This is a genomic window from Halomonas sp. SCS19 (assembly GCF_040147015.1).
GTDB lineage: Bacteria > Pseudomonadota > Gammaproteobacteria > Pseudomonadales > Halomonadaceae > Halomonas > Halomonas litopenaei.
The window spans coordinates 1,034,275-1,049,121 of record NZ_JAMSHN010000001.1 but is presented as its reverse complement, the minus strand read 5'-3'; the positions used below and the strand labels follow the sequence as shown (position 1 = coordinate 1,049,121).

At 66.0% G+C, this 14,847-nt stretch carries 15 protein-coding genes; 6 read left to right on the top strand and 9 right to left on the bottom strand.

Annotated features, from left to right (window positions below):
• Window positions 1–73: 73 nt before the first annotated feature.
• Complete coding sequence (locus tag NFH97_RS04315; RefSeq protein ID WP_045991014.1) at window positions 74–352, bottom strand: BufA1 family periplasmic bufferin-type metallophore; 279 nt, start codon at window positions 350–352, stop codon at window positions 74–76.
• A gap of 240 nt (window positions 353–592) precedes the next feature.
• Here NFH97_RS04315 and NFH97_RS04310 point away from each other — a divergent pair, with 240 nt between their 5' ends.
• On the top strand, window positions 593–955 hold the full coding sequence (locus NFH97_RS04310) for a RidA family protein (protein ID WP_045991015.1): 363 nt from the start codon (window positions 593–595) through the stop codon (window positions 953–955).
• A gap of 171 nt (window positions 956–1,126) precedes the next feature.
• Here the strand turns inward: NFH97_RS04310 and NFH97_RS04305 are convergent, their stop codons facing one another.
• From NFH97_RS04305 to NFH97_RS04290, 4 genes are all read right to left on the bottom strand, one after another.
• Window positions 1,127–2,635 carry an ABC transporter permease subunit gene (locus tag NFH97_RS04305; RefSeq protein ID WP_349624482.1) on the bottom strand — a complete coding sequence of 503 codons (1,509 nt, stop codon included), beginning with the start codon at window positions 2,633–2,635 and terminating at the stop codon, window positions 1,127–1,129.
• Window positions 2,632–3,465 (bottom strand): ATP-binding cassette domain-containing protein, encoded by an 834-nt coding sequence (locus tag NFH97_RS04300; RefSeq protein WP_349622263.1) that lies wholly within the window; start codon window positions 3,463–3,465, stop codon window positions 2,632–2,634. The genes NFH97_RS04305 and NFH97_RS04300 overlap by 4 nt, the downstream gene beginning before the upstream one ends.
• On the bottom strand, window positions 3,465–4,343 hold the full coding sequence (locus NFH97_RS04295; RefSeq protein ID WP_349624481.1) for a putative selenate ABC transporter substrate-binding protein: 879 nt from the start codon (window positions 4,341–4,343) through the stop codon (window positions 3,465–3,467). The genes NFH97_RS04300 and NFH97_RS04295 overlap by 1 nt, the downstream gene beginning before the upstream one ends.
• 115 nt (window positions 4,344–4,458) lie before the next feature.
• Window positions 4,459–5,316, bottom strand: a complete 858-nt coding sequence (locus NFH97_RS04290) for a MurR/RpiR family transcriptional regulator (RefSeq protein ID WP_045991062.1) — start codon at window positions 5,314–5,316, stop codon at window positions 4,459–4,461.
• A 331-nt stretch (window positions 5,317–5,647) separates the two neighbouring features.
• Here NFH97_RS04290 and zwf point away from each other — a divergent pair, with 331 nt between their 5' ends.
• The 5 genes from zwf (at window position 5,648) to NFH97_RS04265 (ending at window position 9,849) form a co-directional block, all read left to right on the top strand.
• Window positions 5,648–7,147: a glucose-6-phosphate dehydrogenase gene (gene zwf / locus NFH97_RS04285; RefSeq protein WP_045991016.1), complete on the top strand. Its 1,500-nt coding sequence runs from the start codon at window positions 5,648–5,650 to the stop codon at window positions 7,145–7,147.
• Between the two features lies 1 nt (window position 7,148).
• Window positions 7,149–7,832 carry a 6-phosphogluconolactonase gene (gene pgl, locus NFH97_RS04280; RefSeq protein WP_349622264.1) on the top strand — a complete coding sequence of 228 codons (684 nt, stop codon included), beginning with the start codon at window positions 7,149–7,151 and terminating at the stop codon, window positions 7,830–7,832.
• An 18-nt stretch (window positions 7,833–7,850) separates the two neighbouring features.
• A complete protein-coding gene (locus NFH97_RS04275; protein ID WP_045991018.1) occupies window positions 7,851–8,513 on the top strand; it encodes a bifunctional 4-hydroxy-2-oxoglutarate aldolase/2-dehydro-3-deoxy-phosphogluconate aldolase in 663 nt (220 codons plus the stop codon).
• 196 nt (window positions 8,514–8,709) lie between these two features.
• Entirely contained in the window at window positions 8,710–9,390 is a 681-nt protein-coding gene (locus NFH97_RS04270; RefSeq protein WP_124802692.1) for a Rossmann-fold NAD(P)-binding domain-containing protein, read from the top strand.
• Between the two features lie 36 nt (window positions 9,391–9,426).
• Window positions 9,427–9,849 carry a hypothetical protein gene (locus NFH97_RS04265; protein WP_045991020.1) on the top strand — a complete coding sequence of 141 codons (423 nt, stop codon included), beginning with the start codon at window positions 9,427–9,429 and terminating at the stop codon, window positions 9,847–9,849.
• 51 nt (window positions 9,850–9,900) lie between these two features.
• Here NFH97_RS04265 and NFH97_RS04260 read toward each other — a convergent pair whose 3' ends face one another.
• From NFH97_RS04260 to edd, 4 genes are read right to left on the bottom strand one after another with little or no spacing between them, the layout of a single operon-like run.
• Entirely contained in the window at window positions 9,901–10,857 is a 957-nt protein-coding gene (locus NFH97_RS04260) for a carbohydrate kinase family protein (protein WP_045991021.1), read from the bottom strand.
• Window positions 10,858–10,875: 18 nt separating this feature from the next.
• The gene (locus NFH97_RS04255) at window positions 10,876–11,862 is read right to left on the bottom strand and encodes a D-hexose-6-phosphate mutarotase (protein ID WP_045991022.1); all 987 of its coding nucleotides are present in this window, start codon (window positions 11,860–11,862) and stop codon (window positions 10,876–10,878) included.
• A complete protein-coding gene (gene glk / locus NFH97_RS04250) occupies window positions 11,859–12,827 on the bottom strand; it encodes a glucokinase (RefSeq protein WP_108131377.1) in 969 nt (322 codons plus the stop codon). The genes NFH97_RS04255 and glk overlap by 4 nt, the downstream gene beginning before the upstream one ends.
• 8 nt (window positions 12,828–12,835) lie before the next feature.
• Window positions 12,836–14,725, bottom strand: a complete 1,890-nt coding sequence (gene edd, locus NFH97_RS04245; RefSeq protein ID WP_045991024.1) for a phosphogluconate dehydratase — start codon at window positions 14,723–14,725, stop codon at window positions 12,836–12,838.
• Window positions 14,726–14,847: the final 122 nt, after the last annotated feature.

Sequence of the window (14,847 nt, the reverse complement as noted above, 5' to 3'; positions counted from 1 at the left end):
CGCTATGGCTTGAGGCTTGGCGTGTAAACGTCACGGGAAGGCCATAGCCTCCCCGTGGCGCCAGTGCTCTGGCTCAGGGGCGCTCGACCTCGCTCAGGCTGCCATTGCCGTGGGGCGTTTCGATATCGGTACAGGTGCCTTCCGGGACCAGGGTCCAGGCGTTGCCCTGGTAGTCGACGGTAGAGGTGCCGGCGCAGGTGGTGCCTGGCCCTGCCTTGCAGTCGTTCTCTCCGGCCAGGGCGACGCCGTAACACTTTTCCATGTCGCCATCGGCGGCCTGGACGGTGGCGATGGCGCCGGCTTGCGCCAGGGCGGTGGACAGCACGGCGGCCATCATGACGGAACGTTTCATTTGCAAACCCTCATATAAACGGTTGGGCGACAGCAGGACTGTCGTGACTATGTCGCCGGGGTGAGGGATACCTGACATCGCAAAAGAGGCAAAAGCGCGACAACAGACTATCTGGCGCAGGGAGAAGTTGGCTATATTGGGCGGCTGTCTAACGTTGCAGAGAAGACACTGGTGAAGAGGTGGTCGAATCGGCTGTCTTTTCGAGATTTTTTAGAAATACCGACTTTTTTGGAGAGAGCGATGAGCATTCAGCGTCACGACACCAAGACCCGCATGAGCCGCGCCGTCATCCACCACGGTGTTGCCTACCTGTGTGGTCAGGTCGCCGGACCGGACGCCCGTCAGGGGGATATCACCGCCCAGACCACCAGCATGCTGGAGCGTGTCGATGAGCTGCTGGCCGAAGTGGGCAGCGACCGCGAGCATCTGCTGAGCGCCACCATCTACCTGCAGAACGGCGAGGACTTTGCCGCCATGAACGCGGTATGGGACGCCTGGGTGCCGGAAGGCCACGCCCCCGCCCGTACCTGCGTGTGCGCGCCGATGCCGGCCAAGGAACTGAAGGTTGAGATCACCGTCACCGCCGCCGTCAAGGGCCTGTAACAGAGCCGCAGTGATGTAGCCGTCCGCTCGAACGACAACGCCGGCCCCGTGGCCGGCGTTGTCGTTTGTGTCGGTTTTGAGGCATTGGTCCTGGCGTCAGGGTGCGCCGGATAAAGCGCATGTGCCGCCCTTCAAGGCGTCTTGTCTTCTGCGCAGGCAGGGGTCTTCCCTTCAGCGCAGGCAGGGGTCTTCCATAGGCGGCTCACAGGGCCTCAGACGGCGGGCCAGGGCGTCGACGGCGATATTGAGCAGGGCGGTGATCACCAGCAGGGCGAAGGCCACATCGAACATCAAGGTCTGGAAGGCGTCATCGATATTGTCACCGAGGGTGGCGACCCCAAGCATGCCGAGCAGGGCGCTTTCGCGCAGGATCACCTCGGCGCGGTAGTAGACCAGCGCCAGCATGCCCGGGTACAGCCGCGGCAACAGCTCGTAGGCCAGCCGCCCCGAGGCCGGGAGTCCCGGCATGCCGGGCTCGATGGCCTGGGCGTGGCGACATACCAGGAAGGCGATCAGGGCGCCGTTATGCAGCGCCAGGGCCAGCCAGGCCGGCAGCAGCGATGGCCCCAGCAGCAACAGGAAGACGAAGGCCAGCATCAGCTCCGGGGTCGAGCGCAGAAAGATCAGCAGACCCTGGCCGATGCCCTGGCTGACGCGATTGCCGAAGTGGCGCGAGGCCAGGGGCCACAGCACCAGGGCGAGCAGCAGGGCGCCGACGGTGCCGAGCAGCCCCAGCAGCAGGGTATTGGCCACCGCGCCGACGAGGTCGGGCAGTTCGGCCAGCCAGCGGAGCACACCGCCGATGTCGCCCTCAAGCAAAGCGCGGGGCCAGATGTCTACGCTGACAAAACGCCATAACAGGCCTGGGTCGATCTCGGGCCAGGGGCCCAGCAACCACACGCTGGCCAGTCCCAGTGGCAGCAGCAGGCGCCGATGGGCCCACCAGGGCAGGGTGGCGATCAGCAGGTAAAAGGCCCACAGCAGGGCGCCGGCCTCGAAGTAGCGACCCTCGCGAAAGGCGCTCTCGAGCTGGTAGCCCAGTGTCGGCAGACCGACAAAACCCAACAGCACGCTGCTTCTGAGCGCGCACTCGAAGCGGTAGCGGGTGTAGGCGGCCAGTTGGGCGAAGGCCTGGGGCAGCTCGGTATAGGCCAGCCGGGCAAGGCGCCCGGTACCCTCGGGCAGCGCCGCCTGGGGCGCCTGGGGCGTCTGCTCGAGGATCTCGGCGTAGACCTTGGCGAAGATGCCGGCGTAGGGAATCGCCAGGGCCGCCAGGGCGGTCAGCGCGGACAACCCGAACACCTGCAGGAACAGCAGCGCCCAGAACAGCTCATGTACCGCCCGCACCGCGGCACTGGCCGCGCGCACCAGGCGTGAGCGGGCGTAGACCAGCGCCAGGGGCAGGCCCAGCACCACGCCGGCCAGGGTGCCCCAGAAGGCCACCGCGATGGTCAGGCCGATGGCCTGCAGGGGCGTCTCGATGGCGCCGAAGTCAGGCAGCGCCAGGCCCATTGCCATGCGTCCGAGTTCGCCCCAGGGATCGCGGCTCAATACTTCGAGGTCGGCCAGCGGAATCGCCAGGGCAGCCAGCACCACCAGCCACAGGCTGTGGCGTGCCAGGCGGGCACCGATACCGTCGCCGGCCAACAGGCCTGGGCGTGTCGCTTGCGCGGCGCTCACGGTCGTGCCTGCTCCTCGCCGGCCTGGTGCAAGGCGTGGCGAGCGCTGGCCTCGGCCGGCGAATCGCTGTTGTCGTCGCGAGCAGGGCTGGGAGCAGCGGGAGAGGAGACCGTGCGTGACGCACTTGGGTAGAGCGCGTCGAGATCATCAAGGCTTAGATCTTGGCTGGGCGCGTCGAGCACCACGCGACCGTCGGCCAGCCCCCAGACGCGATCGAAGTGGCTCAGCGCCAGCTCGCGCTGGTGCAGCGCCATCACCGTGGTAGCGTGCTGGGTATCGATTCGATCGAGCAGCGCCATGGCCTGGTGGGGGTCGACGCTGGCGACCGGCTCGTCACCGAGAAATACCTGGCGGCGCTGATAGAGCGCACGGGCAATGGCGACCCGCTGGCGCTGGCCACCCGACAGCCGACCTACCGGGCGCCTGATGGCGCCTTCGAGCCCTAGTTCAGCGCACAGACTTGCGACATCTTCCCAGGCCTGGCGCAGCGGCCTGACCAGGTTCCACAGGTTGACCAGCGCCGAGTGGCGCTCCAGCCTGCCCATGTAGACGTTATGGTAGACCGATAGCTGAGGCACCAGGCCGTGGTACTGGGGACACCAGGCGGCGTGGCGGCCAAGACGGCGGCGCAGCTCCGCCAGCAGGGTGGACTTGCCGACGCCGCTTTCCCCGAGCAGGGCGACGCGCTCGCCGGGCGCAAGGCGAAGGTGGACGTCATGCAGCACCGTATGGTCGGCGTAGCCCAGGTCGACCCCGTCGAGGATCAGTGTCGGGAAGTCACCGTGGCCGTTGTCCCGGCCGCCGGTGACCTGACGTTGGCCATCGTCCATCAGCGCAGCAGGCCGAGGCTCTCGGCGACCGTCTCGATGGGGGCGTACATGCTGTTGTCGGCGGGAATGAACCCGGAACGCGGGAAGCTCTCCAGCAGTTCGGGATCTTCCATCTCGAGCAGTGCCTGGCGAACCCTGTCGGTAAAGCCTTCGCCGAAGGCTTCATCGGCGTCGCCGCGCAGGGTCCACTGGTAGTCCGGGTAGCTCGGGGTAGACCAGATCACGCTGACCTTGTCGGTGTCGACATCGCCATTTTCCAGCGCCGCGTCCCACACCTTGAAATTGACCGCGCCCAGCTCGTAGGTGCCGGCCTCGACCAGGGCGATGGTGCGTGAGTGATCACCGGAGAAGCCGACCCGTGAGAACAGCTCTTCCGGCGCGGCGTCGAAGCGCTCGCGCAGGTAGTGCTCCGGCATCAGGCGACCGGAAGTGGAGGTCTTGGCGCCAAAGGTGAAGGTCTTGCCCTCGATCTCTTCGGGCAGCTGGTCGGCGGCCTCGAGTCCGGTGCTGGAGTGGGCGATGAAATAGCTCTCGAAGGCCGCATCCTCGACGCCCTGGGCCAGCGCCTGGGAACCGGGCACCAGGCGACGGGCCTGGACACCGGACAGACCGCCAAACCAGGCCAGCTGAACCTGGTCGTTGCGGAAGGCGGTGACCGCCGCACCGTAGGACTTCACCGGCACGTACTCGACCTCGACCTCGAGCGTCTCGGACAGATAGTCGGCCACCCGCGAGAAGCGCTCCACCAGACGCGATTCGTCCTCGTCGGGGATGGCGGTGAAGCGGAAGGTCTCGGTCTGGTCGGCCAGCGTCGGCAGGCTGAACAGCCCCAGGCTCAAGACGGTCAGAACAGAGGGCAGGGATGGCAGTGATCGCATGAGGCTTCCTGGCAATGGTGTGGATGGCGGCGTGCGGACAGGGACGCAAGACAGGCCGCTATTGTTGTGCCAATACGCTAAGGAGGCAAGCCGAGGAGCGGGCCTGACGTTGTTGTCACTCGTCGACGCTGTACCTTGTGCTGCGCAGGCTGTCCTTGATCTTCTTGAGGTGGTGCAGGAAGTCCTCGCCGCGACGCAGGGTGACGCCGGTGGCCAGCACGTCGATCAGCGCAAGCTGTACCATGCGTGAGGTCATCGGCATGTAGTGGTCGGTGTCTTCGGGCGCGCTGACCGCAAGGGTTTCGGTGCACTGGCGCGACAAAGGTGAGTCCGGCGCGGTGATACCGAGCACCACGGCACCGTTTTCACGGGCCAGGGCGGCGATGTCGACCAGTTCCCGGGTGCGCCCGGTATAGGACAGCACCACCACCACGTCGCCGGTGTGGCAGGCCGAGGCGACCATGCGTTGCATCAGTACGTCGATGTAGGCGCTGACCGGCAGGTTGAAGCGAAAGAACTTGTGCTGGGCGTCCTGGGCCACCGCGCCGGAGGCACCGAGGCCGAAGAAGTGGATCTGCTTGGCCTGGATCAGGTAGTCGACCATGCGCTCGATGCGCTCGGGAGCGACCTCCCGACTGGCGAGGTCCAGCGCCGCGATGGTGGCGCCGAAGATTTTGCCGCTGTAGGCCTCGGCACCGTCATCGGGTTCCACCGCCTGGCTGACATAGGGGGTGCCGCCGGCCAGGCTCTGGGCCAGCTGGATCTTGAAGTCGGGATAGCCCTTGGCCTCGAAATTTCGGCAGAAGCGATTGACGGTAGGTTCGCTGACCGAGGCAGCTTGAGCCAAACTGGCGATACTCATGCCGGTTGCGGCGGCGGGGTCGGCCAGAATGACGTCGGCGACCTTGCGCTCGGAGCGGTTGAGCTCGTCGAGGCGGGTGCGAATGCGTTCGATAAGGTCGTGGCGAACCATGGTCGAGGTCGGCTCCGTGACGAAAGGCGCGGGCAACTGCGCGGTGGTGCGCGGGCAGCGGCGCATTTATTGGGGTACCCGAGACAATTCTCTCTGGGGATGTGGTGATTTAACTACGTATTGGCGGCTATCCTAGCGCTCCACCGATCTACATCCAACGTATAAGCGCGCCAGCGGGATATTTTGTGTAAGTTTACAAAATATTTTTCAATCTGGCCGTCGAAAGTTGACCATTTTTTTGTAAACTTAGATACCCTGACGGTAAGCAGGACACATCTCGCTCGATAGCCTTCTGCGATATCCAGGGGTCTACCACCAAACGAGGACGGTTATGACACGACACACCCGATCCGGTGACGCCGAGCGTACCGACATCGATCTGGCGTTGTTCGGCGCCCTGGGCGACCTGTCTCGCCGCAAGCTGTTCCCGGCGCTCTACCAGCTGGACCGCGAAGGACTCTTGCATGATGACACCCGGCTTCTTGGCCTGGCGCGTCAGGACATCGACCAGGAGGCCTTCCGCGAGCGCATCCATGGCTCCTTGAAGGAATACGTCAAGTCGAGCGAGCTCGATGACAAGGTGGTCGCCCGTTTCCTCGATCGCCTGTCCTTCCTGTCGGTGGACTTCACCACAGTGGAAGGCTATGGCGCCATCGCAGAGTGGCGTGAGCAGGGCGGTCAGCAGCGCCCGTTGGTGGTCTATCTGGCGGTGGGGGCGAGCCTGTATGGCGATATCTGCCGCCACCTCGAGGCCAGTGGCAGCCTGGACGAGCAAAGCCGCGTGGTGGTGGAGAAGCCGATCGGCTACGACCTGGAGTCGTCGCGGGAGGTCAACGATGCGGTGGGGGCGGTGTTCCCCGAGTCACGGGTCTATCGTATCGACCACTACCTGGGCAAGGAGACGGTGCAGAACCTGATCGCGCTGCGCTTTGCCAATCCGCTGTTCGGAACCCAGTGGAACCAGAACCATATTTCCCACGTGGAGATCACGGTGGCCGAGAAGGTCGGCATCGAGGGCCGCTGGGGCTACTTCGACGAGGCTGGCCAGCTCAGGGACATGGTCCAGAACCACCTGCTGCAGCTGGTCTGCCTGATCGCCATGGACCCGCCGGCCAACCTCGACGCCGACGCCATCCGCGACGAGAAGGTCAAGGTGCTCAAGGCGCTCAAGCCATTCACCGACGACATGATCGGACGTGACGTGGTGCGCGGACAGTACACCGCCGGCACCAGCGACGGCACCAGTGTACCCGGCTATCTCGAGGAAGAAGGCGCCAATACCCGCAGCCATACCGAGACCTTCGTGGCGATGAAGACCGAGGTGTCCAACTGGCGCTGGGCCGGCGTGCCCTTCTACCTGCGTACCGGCAAGCGCATGCCCGAGAAGCTGTCACAGATCGTGATCCACTTCCGTCAGCAGCCGCACTATATCTTCGACCCGGATCAGCGGGCGCTGGCCGCCAACAAGTTGATCATCCGGCTGCAGCCGGAGGAAGGTATCCGCCTCGAGGTGCTGACCAAGGACAGTGGTCTCGACAAGGGCATGCGCCTGCGCCGTGGCCCGCTGCACCTGGACTTCAACAGCGCCTTCCCCAAGGCACGTATCCCCGACGCCTACGAGCGTCTGCTGCTCGAAGTCATGAAGGGCCAGCAGTACCTGTTCGTTCGGCGTGACGAGGTCGAGCATGCCTGGCACTGGTGCGACGAGCTGATCGCTACCTGGCAGGATCGTGACGAGCCGCCGCGCCGCTATCCGGCAGGCTCCTGGGGACCGGTGGCCTCCATCGCCATGATCACCCAGGACGGACGCAGCTGGTACGAGGACTACTGACATGAGCAGCGAGCAACTTTCTCCGTCTCCCCGAGAGCAACTGGCGCACCAGTTGGCCCAGACCGTGGCCACGGCGCTGCGCGAGGATCTGTCGTCCCAGGATCGCGCCCTGCTGATCGTGTCCGGCGGCTCCACCCCAGTGCCGTTCTTCGAGGCACTGTCCCGGGAAACACTGCCCTGGGATCGGGTCGACGTGACCCTGGCCGACGAGCGCTGGGTCGCTGCCGAGGCCGACGATTCCAACGCCCGGCTGGTCAGGAAGCACCTGCTGATCAACCGGGCCGAGGCGGCCACCTTTGTCCCGCTCACCACCGAACACGATACCCCCGAGGAAGGCACCGACGAGGTCGCCCAGCGACTGACGGGCCTGTCCTGGCCGGCATCGGTAGTGATCCTGGGGATGGGCGGCGATGGCCATACCGCCTCACTTTTTCCTGACAGTCGCGAACTGGACCTGGCACTGAGCACCGATGCCCATGTGGTGGCGGTGCGCACACCGAGCCAGCCCCAGGCGCGCATTACCCTGAGCGCCGAGCGCCTGCACCATGCCCGCCGCCATTACCTGCACCTGACCGGTGACGACAAGCGCGCCGTGCTGGGAAGCGCCATGGCCGGTGACAACGTACGTGAACTGCCCATTCGTGCCTTTCTTAGCTGCCCGCTGGCCGTCTACTGGGCGCCCTGATTTCCTGGAGCCACGCTCATGACCATTGAAAAACAGCTTCCGTCTACCCGCACCACCGAGCTCGACAGCATCTGCCTGAAGGCCGAGGTGATCCCGGTGATCGTCATCGATCGCATCGAGGACGCCGTGCCCATGGGCCGCGCCCTGGTCGAAGGCGGTCTCAGCGTGCTCGAGGTGACCCTGCGCACCGACTGCGCGATCGAGGCCATCGCCCGGCTGAAGAAGGAGCTGCCCCAGGCCAGCATCGCCGCCGGTACCGTGCTGACACCTGCCCAGTATCGTCAGGTCGAGCAGGCTGGTGCCGACTTCGTGGTGACCCCGGGCGCCACCGAGGCGCTTTACCGCTATGGCGTCGAGAGCCCGGTGCCGATGCTGCCGGGGGTGGCCACCATCTCCGAGCTGATGACCGGCTGGCAGTACGGCTATCGTCGCTTCAAGTTCTTCCCGGCCGAAGCCAGCGGTGGCGTCAAGGCGCTCAAGGCCTTCGCCGGCCCCATTGGCGAGGCTCGCTTCTGCCCCACCGGCGGCATCAACCTGGGCAACGCCTCCGAGTACCTGGCGCTGCCTAACGTCATGTGCGTGGGCGGCTCCTGGCTGACCCCGAAGTCGCTGGTCGACGCCGGTGACTGGGACGCCATCCGCGCCCTGGCCAAGGAAGCCGCGGATCGTTTCCATCACTGAAGCCATCACCGAATGCTCGATGACGAAGCGGCGCTGGCCGCTTCGTCATGATTCCTGAGCTCTCTGCACCGGAAGGGCGTCATGCCTATCCATGTGCTCTCTCGACAGCTGGTGCTGTCCTTGATCCGGCCTCTGGCCGGATTTTTTTTGTCCGCCGCCATGGGATGATGGTTGCCTGAGCGAGCGGAGAAAACCTATGAAACTGTTGATACTGGGCGCGACGGGGTTGGTGGGTAGCGAGGCGCTGCGCCAGGCATTGGCCCATCCCGACGTCACCGAGGTGCGGGCACCGGTACGCCGACCGCTGACGCTGGAGCACCCAAGGCTAGCCGCCCCGGTCGTCGATTTCGCCGATCTGGAGTCACTGCGACCGGACAAGACTGGACGAGGTGATGCACAGGCGCTGGCGGGGAATGACGAGTGGTGGAAGGCGGATGGCGTGATCTGCGCACTGGGCACCACCCTCAAGGCCGCCGGCTCGCGAGAGGCCTTTCGACGTGTGGATCTCGAGTTGCCGCTGTGGTTTGCGCGCCGCGCCAGAGCCGCCGGTGCCGAACGCTTTGCCTTGAACTCGGCGCTAGGCGCCGATCGTGGCTCGCGCTTCTTCTACTCCCGGGTCAAGGGCGAACTGGAAGCCGAGTTGCTCGACCTCGACTACCCCAGCCTGACCTTGGTCAGGCCGGGCCTGATCGACGGTGAGCGAGCCGAGGTGCGCCACGCCGAGCGCCTGGGGCTCGCGCTTTCTCGCGGTCTGCGTCCGCTGCTGCCGCGCCAGTGGCGACCCAGTCCGGTGGCCCGCATCGCCGAGGCGCTGGTGCAGGGCGCCATCAGCGCGCCAGCCGGAAGGCATCTGGTGCAGGCCAGGGACCTGGCCTGACCCAAGCCGTCAACGCAGTGATGGAATAGGCCGTCAATGAAGCTAGGATTGCTTTACCGCGTGCTTGGACTACCAGGACTGCGCTTTCTGCTACTGGTGGTGGGGTACAGCGTCGGTCATGAGATCGCCGATTACCTGGGCAGGGAGTATCGGGGTGGTGTGTCCTGGGGGATGACCCTGGGCTACCACTCGTGGGGGGTTGTGTTGCTGTCGCTGGTCGAAGGAGTCGTGGTGTACCGCTGGTCGCGGCGCTGGGTCAGGCTCGAGTGGTTGGCGGCAACGATCACCGCGGCCATCGTGCTGACCTGCACGGGGATCCTGACTGGATACTCGGGCGCATGGGCGCACCCTTATCGTCTGGCCTGGTTCCAGGGCTGCGCGGTGGCTGCCATCTTTCTGCCGCTGATCGTCCACAGGCTGGTCAATCGCTGGCGCCATGCCAGGGCGGGGAGGCGATAGGCCCTGGCATGGCGGCGGGGGACTTTCGGGTCACCCGAGGTTGTCGTGATGTCAGCTGTCGATCACGTCTTCGCGGCGCGGCAGGGCCGCGTAGGCGCCGGGGCGCGTCACCGCGTGGGCGCCGCAGCGACAGGCCAGGGTCAGGGCGCGTTCGAGGAAGGCCTCGTCGTGCTGCCAGTTGGGGCGCTGCCAGTCGTGGTCGGCCAGAGCCGCCAGCAGACCGCCGATAAAGGCATCGCCACCGGCGGTGGTATCGACCGCCTTGACCGGCGGCGGTGTCATGCGCTTGACGCCCTGGGTGGTGTGGGCGGCGACTGCACCGGGACCATCGGTGATCACGATCAGGCGAGCACCGGCGGCCAGGCGTTCGGCCAGCCAGTCGTCACGTGGGTGATCACCCCGCAGGGCGTCGAGTTCATCGGTGGACAGCTTGATCAGGTCGGCCTGGTCGAGCAGGCGGGTGACCAGGCCGACGTCGATGCTGTGCTCGGGCCAGAGGTTGTGACGCAGGTTGGCATCGACGCTGACCAGACAGCCAGCCCGGGAGGCCATCTCGGTGATCGCCAGGGAGGTGGCGGCGATGGCATCGTCCGTAAGGCTGTTGCTGCACAGGTGGACGATGGCGGGCTCGCTGAACACTCCATGGGGCAGATGCTCGGTGCGATACAACAGGTCGGCGGCGGGAGGACGATAGAAGTCGAAGGTGCGCTCGCCGTCTGCGTCGCGGGAGACGAAGGCCAGGGCGGTGCGGGCCTCGCGGGTGCGCGATACGCCGGAGACGTCGACGCCGTGGTGCTCGAGCTCACGGGCCAGGAAGTCGCCGAAGTGGTCGTCGCCCAGCATGCCGAGAAAGCGACTGGTCAGTCCCAGTCGCGCACAGGCCACGGCCACGTTGGCCGGCGCGCCACCGGCGTAGGGGGTGAAGGTCTCTGGTCCCTCGGCGGCATCACCGAGACGACTGGAGAGCATGTCGACCAGGGCTTCACCAAAGGCGATCACGGGGGTCATGGCGGGATTCCTCGTCGATCAGTGGTTGTCGGCCAGCGACAGGGTGGTGCCGAGCATATGCTGGGCGCCGGGTACCAGCCACACCGGATCGAGGCGGGTGTTGGCGGACTCGACGCACAGAAAACGGCGGGCGGCGTCCAGCGGGGTGTCCGGGTTGGGTGTCTCGCCGGGATTCCACACCACCACCGAGTCGCTGTTCTGGCGAGCCACTCGCAGGCGGCGCTGGCCGTCATCGAGCACCACCTCGGCGTTGGAATGATAGATACGATCGACGCCTTCACGGACCCCGAGCTCACCCACCTGCTCGCTCTCGGCGAAGCCCTTGAGCTTGTCCAGGTAGCGGGCCCCGACGAGGCCTTCGACGCGACAGGCGAAGACCTGATCCACCGCCAGATAGCTGTGCAGGGCGGCGGTCATCTTCACCGGCGTCTCGCCCAGGTGCTCGGTGATCAGCTCCACGTGCAGACGCTGGGCGTTGGCCTGGACCACCGCACGGGGATGCAACTGGCTGTGCAGGCGCTGTGGCAGTGACAGGTGCACCTCGACGCCGTCTTCGTGCTCGTCCACCGCGTCCAGTTGCCAGTCGGCCTTGCGCGCCGGGCCGTGCATCGGGCCGGAGCGGTCGGGGGACTCGTCGGCGGTGTTCTCGTCGGCGAACCACGGCCAGCACAGGGGGATGCCGCCACGAATCGCACCCGGCACGTCCTGGGGCGTGGGGGTCACCCACAGCCAGCCAGCGGGCACCAGAGGATCATCCGCACCGCTGTCGACGGTGGCTTTGGCGGGAGAAGCGCCTGCGGCTCGCGTGGGGTCGGGCGCGGGAGATGCGCCTGCGGCTCGCGTGGCGTCGGGCGCAGGTTGAAAGTGAAGCACCTGGGCGCCCTGCAACGAGATCGCCAGCTGGCCCCAGCTCTCGTTGGCCACCCAGATGTCGCGGCCGGCCCAGTGGATGTGCCCCTGGCCCTCTACCTCGTCGATACGTGTCTTGAGCGTTGCCGGAATCATTCGACCTCCTCGTTGTGGAGCGCCTCGGCGGCGCCCAGCAGCCCCGTCCACGGGGCCGTGACCACCTGGATGGAGATGGCTTCGTTGTAAGGGCGCATCCTTCCCTTGTTGCAGAAGGCGCTGAGAAACCCACTGTGAGGCAGCCAGTCGATCAGCCGTGGCACGATGCCACCACACAGGTAGACGCCGCCTCTCGCACCCAGGGTCAGCGCAGCGTCGCCCGCCACGTCGCCGAGGATCTTGAGAAAGCGCAGAATGGTATCACGCCCCAGCGGGTCGCCGCGGTTGGCGGCCTCGGTGACTTGAGCCGGCGTGCTGGCGCTGGCCTCCAGACCATCGATCTCGGCCAGTACTCGGTAAAGGTCGAGCAGGCCCTGGCCGCACAGGATGCGTTCCACACTGACCCGGCCATAGCGACGGTGGAGGCGTCGATAGATCTCGAGCTCCTGTTCGTCGGTGGGCGCGAAGCTGGCATGGCCACCCTCGTTGGGCAGTGGCACCCAGGCGCGCCGTGCCGGGAAGAGGCCAGCCATGCCGAGGCCAGTGCCCGGTCCGATGACCAGTCGAGCGGCGTGCCCTTCGGCCTCGCCGGTCTGGATGCTGACCAGATCATGCGAATCGACGTGGGGGACGCCGAGCGCCTGAGCCATGAAGTCGTTGATGACCTTGAAGTCATCCAGGGCAAGGTCACGCTTGACCTCGCCCTTCAGGAAGCTCCAGTGATTGTTGGACATGCTGACCCGTTCGGCGTGCACCGGACAGGCGAACGCCAGGCACGCCTCCCGCGGGGCCTTCTCGCCGCTGGCGCCCACCCGCTCGAGGTAGTCACGGGCAGCTTCCACCACGCCGGGATAGTCGGCACAGGGCAGGGTCAGGATGTCGTGGGGGGCAGTCTTGCCCGGCGACACCAGCGCGAAGCGTGCGTTGGTGCCGCCGATGTCCCCGATCAGCGCTTGGCGTGTCATGGGCGAACTCAGGCGTCCTCGTCGTGGATCTGTCCCTGCTGGCGCTCGAGGTCGTCGGCCTCGAAGCCACCGAAGACGCCGGCGCCTTCCTCGGCGCCCATGGCCAGGTGACGGTAGCCGCCGAACAGCTCGCGACCCAGACCCACATGGTAGTGGTCCAGTTCGGCCACGCGCTTGGGACGATCCCGCCATTCGGCGTCGCTGAGCACGACAGACAGCTCGCCCTTGTCGGCGTCCAGGCGCACCACATCGCCATCACGCAGCCTGGCCAGCGGGCCACCGTCCAGCGCCTCCGGGGTCATGTGGATGGCCGCAGGTACCTTGCCCGAGGCACCGGACATGCGCCCGTCGGTGACCAGGGCAACCTTGTAGCCGCGATCCTGCAGGACGCCCAGGTAGGGGGTCAGCTTGTGCAGTTCGGGCATGCCATTGGCCTTGGGGCCCTGGAAGCGCACCACCACGATGACGTCACGGTCGAGATCGCCGGCGTCGAAGGCGGCCTTGAGGTCGTTCTGTTCCTCGAAGATCTTGATCGGCGCCTCGACGACCCGGTGCTGAGCCTCTACCGCCGACACCTTGATGACGCCACGGCCGAGATTACCCTCGAGCACGTTGAGGCCACCGGTGGCGGCAAAGGCGTTGGATACCGGGCGCAGCACGTCCGGGTCGAGGCTCTCCAGGGGGCCTTCGCGCCATACCAGCTTGCCATCCTCGAGGAAGGGCTCCTGGGTGTAGGCGGTCAGGTCGGTGCCGAATATCGTCGGGATGTCGCCGTGGATCAGGCCCGCACCGAGCAGCTCCCGGATAAGCAGGCTCATGCCGCCGGCGGCCTGGAAGTGGTTGATATCGGCCTGGCCGTTGGGATAGACCCGGGTCAGGCTGGGCACCGCGGAGGACAGCTCCGAGAAGTCATCCCAGTTGATGGTGATACCCGCCGCCGCGGCCATGGCCACCAGGTGCATGGTGTGGTTGGTGGAGCCGCCGGAGGCCAAGAGGCCGACCATGGCGTTGACGATGGCACGCTCGTCGATCTGGCGATAGAACGGGCGGTAGTCGCCGCCGGGCTCGGTATTGCGGATCGTCTGTTCGGTGGCGAAACGAGTCAGCGCTTCGCGCATGTCGGTACCGGGGTTGACGAAGGAAGCGCCCGGCAGGTGCAGCCCCATGAACTCCATCATCAGCTGGTTGGAGTTGGCGGTGCCGTAGAAGGTGCAGGTACCGGGGCTGTGGTAGCTCTCGGACTCGGCTTCCAGCAGCTCGTCACGGCCGACCTTGCCCTCGGCGAACAGCTGACGGACGCGGGCCTTTTCCTTGTTGGGCAGGCCGCTGGGCATGGGCCCGGCCGGGATGAAGGTAGTCGGCAGGTGGCCGAAGCGCGCCGCGCCGATGAACAAGCCCGGCACGATCTTGTCGCACACGCCAAGATAGAGGGCGGCGTCGAACATGTTGTGCGACAGGCCCACGGCGGTGGCCATGGCGATGACGTCGCGGGAGAACAGCGACAGCTCCATGCCCGGCTGGCCCTGGGTGACGCCGTCGCACATGGCCGGCACTCCGCCGGCGAACTGGGCGGTAGAGCCCATCTGGCGGGCGCTTTCGCGAATCACCTCGGGAAAGGTCTCGAACGGCTGGTGCGCCGACAGCATATCGTTGTACGACGAGATGATGCCGAGGTTGGCGCTATTCATCAGCTTGAGCTGATTCTTGTCCTCGCTGCCGCACGCGGCAAAACCGTGGGCCAGGTTGCCGCAGGACAGTTCGGAGCGATGGACGCCGCGACGATGCTGGGCCTCCATGCGCTCTTCGTAGAGGGCGCGCCTTTGCCGAGAGCGCTCACGGATGCGCTCGGTGACGCGGGCGACGGTGGGATCGAGCGAAGAAGCTTGCTGGCTAGCCATGGTCAACCTCAGACGTGTTGATGCGGGTCAGGTACGTAACTTTACCAAATAAAAAGCCAATTTCCTCCCCCTTGACCGAGTGCTTTGGTCGAATATGTAGTTTTTTTACAGGGAGTGGCCGG

Bases quoted from the DNA above. Each gene is read 5' to 3' on its own strand.
- glk (WP_108131377.1), bottom strand. From the start codon at position 12,827: ATGACACGCCAAGCGCTGATCGGGGACATCGGCGGCACCAACGCACGC.
- NFH97_RS04255 (WP_045991022.1), bottom strand. From the start codon at position 11,862: ATGATTCCGGCAACGCTCAAGACACGTATCGACGAGGTAGAGGGCCAG.
- zwf (WP_045991016.1), top strand. From the start codon at position 5,648: ATGACACGACACACCCGATCCGGTGACGCCGAGCGTACCGACATCGAT.
- NFH97_RS04315 (WP_045991014.1), bottom strand. From the start codon at position 352: ATGAAACGTTCCGTCATGATGGCCGCCGTGCTGTCCACCGCCCTGGCG.
- NFH97_RS04260 (WP_045991021.1), bottom strand. From the start codon at position 10,857: ATGACCCCCGTGATCGCCTTTGGTGAAGCCCTGGTCGACATGCTCTCC.
- NFH97_RS04300 (WP_349622263.1), bottom strand. From the start codon at position 3,465: ATGGACGATGGCCAACGTCAGGTCACCGGCGGCCGGGACAACGGCCAC.
- NFH97_RS04270 (WP_124802692.1), top strand. From the start codon at position 8,710: ATGAAACTGTTGATACTGGGCGCGACGGGGTTGGTGGGTAGCGAGGCG.
- pgl (WP_349622264.1), top strand. From the start codon at position 7,149: ATGAGCAGCGAGCAACTTTCTCCGTCTCCCCGAGAGCAACTGGCGCAC.
- NFH97_RS04265 (WP_045991020.1), top strand. From the start codon at position 9,427: ATGAAGCTAGGATTGCTTTACCGCGTGCTTGGACTACCAGGACTGCGC.
- NFH97_RS04295 (WP_349624481.1), bottom strand. From the start codon at position 4,343: ATGCGATCACTGCCATCCCTGCCCTCTGTTCTGACCGTCTTGAGCCTG.
- NFH97_RS04310 (WP_045991015.1), top strand. From the start codon at position 593: ATGAGCATTCAGCGTCACGACACCAAGACCCGCATGAGCCGCGCCGTC.
- NFH97_RS04275 (WP_045991018.1), top strand. From the start codon at position 7,851: ATGACCATTGAAAAACAGCTTCCGTCTACCCGCACCACCGAGCTCGAC.
- edd (WP_045991024.1), bottom strand. From the start codon at position 14,725: ATGGCTAGCCAGCAAGCTTCTTCGCTCGATCCCACCGTCGCCCGCGTC.
- NFH97_RS04290 (WP_045991062.1), bottom strand. From the start codon at position 5,316: ATGGTTCGCCACGACCTTATCGAACGCATTCGCACCCGCCTCGACGAG.